Here is a 2,727-nt window from a genome sequence, read left to right as displayed (position 1 = left end):
CGCCATCGCCGTCTGCCGGACGGAGCTGCCGCTGCCCCGCCCGGTCGGAGCAGCGCACACGGTCGCCTGCCATCGGGACCGGGGGGCGTTCGGGTAAGGGCGGTCAGCCCGCCGCCTGCCCCCGCGCCGCCGCATCCGCATGGATCGCCCGGAACAGAGCCGGCGCTCCGCACATGAAGACGGACACGTCGTCGGCGAGGATCGGGCCGACATCCTCGGGCGTCGGCAGGTTGTACACGTACTTGCGCACGGCGATGTAGAACACCTTGCCGTGCAGCGCCCAGACCGCCTCGATCTCGCGCTCCTGCAGCGGCAGCGCGTCCGGCGGTTCGAGGCCGAACTCGGCGCGCAACTCGGCGCAGACCGGCAGGATCAGGGCCTCGCGCACGATGGCGAGGTAGCGGGGGGTGATGTCGACCGAGCGAAGGCCCGCGAAGACGAAGATCCGCACCCATTCGTAGTCGAAGATCCGCGCGGCGTATTCGCGGTAGAACTGGACCAGCCGCGCCTCGAGCGGCCGGCTGCGATCCCGCACCATCGGTCCCCAATCCGGGTTCCAGCGGGCGACGAAGACCTGGTCGTAGACCCGTTCGATCAGGGCCTCCTTGGTCGGGAAGTAGCGGAAGATCGCCGAGTGGGTGATGCCCATACGCGCGGCGAGCTCGCGGGTCTGCCCGGCAAAGCCCTGCTCGGCGAAGAAGCGCGTGGCCGCCTCGACGATCTGCCGCTCGCGCTCGGCGGCCGGCAGGTGACGGCGTCGGCGCGGCGCCGGTTCCGCCGCTTGGGAATCGTCCTCGTCCACCCTAGCCCCGCTTCGAAGCCGACCTGATTCGCGATACTCGGCCGAGCTTGTCGGCATCGACGCACCGAGAGCAACCTTTGGTCAGTTGTAGCTGCCGGGCTGCGTTCGGTTTCACGCCAGGGTTGCGGCTACGGGCTGACGTGATGCGAACGCGGAGCCGTGCATCCCGCTGGCGGGGAGAGGGGATGACCCCGCCCCCGCCAGCTTGGGCTCACGCCGACGCGTCCCAGGTCTCGCTGATGCGGCGGCGGCCGCGGGTGAGGTGCGCGCGCAGCACCACGTCGCCCGGTGGCAGCGCGGCCGGGGGGCGCCACTCCACGTAGATGCGCCAGCCGCCGGTCTGCGGCACCGGCGCGGCGACGGGGTCGTGCATCGTGCCGGCGCTGGCCGAGACCTCCGCGCCGACGCCCGCACCCTCGGCGTCGAGGGCGCCCTGGGGCAGGTCCGGTCCTGCGAAGTCGATGCAGTACAGCCGCCGCCCGGCGATCGGCGGGTCGACCGGACGCAGGCGGTCGGGCGAGCCGACGCGGGTCGAGACCACGCGGGCCAGCGTGCCGGGCAGAGCCGGGACGGGCTCGGCGCCCACCGTGGTCAGCCCGTAGGTCAGCGCGATCGGGTGGCCGGGGCGGACAGGCGCGTCCGGCACGAAGGCCGCCACGATGTTGTCCATGTACTCCTCGACCGAGGGGATCTCGAACAGCTGCACCTGGCCGGCCGCGAACACGTCGCCGGCCCGCGGCGAGGCGCCGGCCGCGACCATCTCGAGCTTCGGAGCGCCGGGCTCGACCCACAGCCCCGGCCGCGCCTCGTGCCGCGCCTCGACGTCGAGGTAGGCGGCAAAGTTCCGCTCGCGCTGCATCAGCCCGAAGCCCGAGAGCGGCGCCGCGCGGAAGGACGAGATCTGCGGGCTCGGCCGTCCGTTGACCAGCGGGCGCCACAGCTGGTCAGCGCCGGCGCGCACCACCAGCCCGTCGGAATCGTGCACCTGCGGCCGGAAGTCGTCGAAGGGTTTCGCCCCCCGCGCGCCCGGCCCGTTCTGGCCGTGCAGGAACATGCTGGTCAGCGGCGCGAGGCCGAGCTGCGGGATGCTCTTGCGCGGGTGGAGCGAGGCCGTGACCTGGATGCGCGCCGGATCGCCGGGCGTGATGTCGAAGCGGTAGGCGCCGGCCAGGCTCGGGCTGTCGAGCAGCGAGAGCACGGTGATCGTGCGGGCGTCGTCCTCGGGCTCGCAGATCCAGTGGGCGGTGAAGTCGGGGAACTCCTCGCCGGTGGAAGACCCGGTGCCGATGGCCGCGCCCCGGGCCGAGAGCCCGTATTCCTGGCCCTCGCCGCGCAGGCGGAAATAGGAGGCGCCGAGGAACACCAGGAACTCCTCCTGGAAGCCGCGCGGCCGCCCGGGCGGCGTGTCGCTGGCGGCGAAGTGCAACCGGAAGCCGGCAAAGCCGAGGCCGGCCGGGAAGCTCTGGCCGGCCAGCGCGGTGCCGAGGTCGAACAGGCCGGATTCGTAGGCGATGGGATGCGCTGGCCCGGCCTTCGGCTGCACGAACAGGGCGCAGCGCTTGCGCTGCAGGAAGCCGCGGTGGAACAGCTGCGCGCTGAAGTGTCGCCCGAAGCGCAAGGACGCGGCCGGGCGGAACACGATGGCGCGGTACTGGTCGTAGGTCAGCCCGGCCAGCGCCGGCGGCAGGTCTTCGGGGGGCGCGACGTAGGGTGCGCCGGCCAACCGCTCCGCGAGGCGGGCCACCGTGGCGAAGGTCGTCGGCCCGTCCGTCACCGCCTGGGGCTCCTGTGCCTTGGCCTCTTGCGCCATCGTTCGGGCCTCATTCAGATCGATGACGCTAGGAACGACGCTGCCGACCATCGCGGTCAGGGCCGTGCGAAGAACGCGGCGGCGGGAGGGGGATACGCTGGCGGATGGTTGCGGG

2 protein-coding genes are annotated in these 2,727 nt (G+C 72.7%); both read right to left on the bottom strand.

What is annotated here, in order from left to right:
* Positions 1-103: 103 nt before the first annotated feature.
* A complete protein-coding gene (locus tag FV226_RS27255) occupies positions 104-802 on the bottom strand; it encodes a TetR/AcrR family transcriptional regulator (RefSeq protein WP_238272260.1) in 699 nt (232 codons plus the stop codon).
* Positions 803-1,013: 211 nt separating this feature from the next.
* Complete coding sequence (locus tag FV226_RS27250; RefSeq protein ID WP_246691754.1) at positions 1,014-2,612, bottom strand: glucan biosynthesis protein; 1,599 nt, start codon at positions 2,610-2,612, stop codon at positions 1,014-1,016.
* Between the last annotated feature and the right edge of the window lie 115 nt (positions 2,613-2,727).

The organism is Methylobacterium sp. WL12 (assembly GCF_008039475.1).
In the GTDB taxonomy this organism is placed as follows: domain Bacteria; phylum Pseudomonadota; class Alphaproteobacteria; order Rhizobiales; family Beijerinckiaceae; genus Methylobacterium; species Methylobacterium cerastii.
The sequence above is the reverse complement of the archived record's forward strand: the minus strand, read 5'-3'. Positions and strand labels throughout refer to the sequence as shown.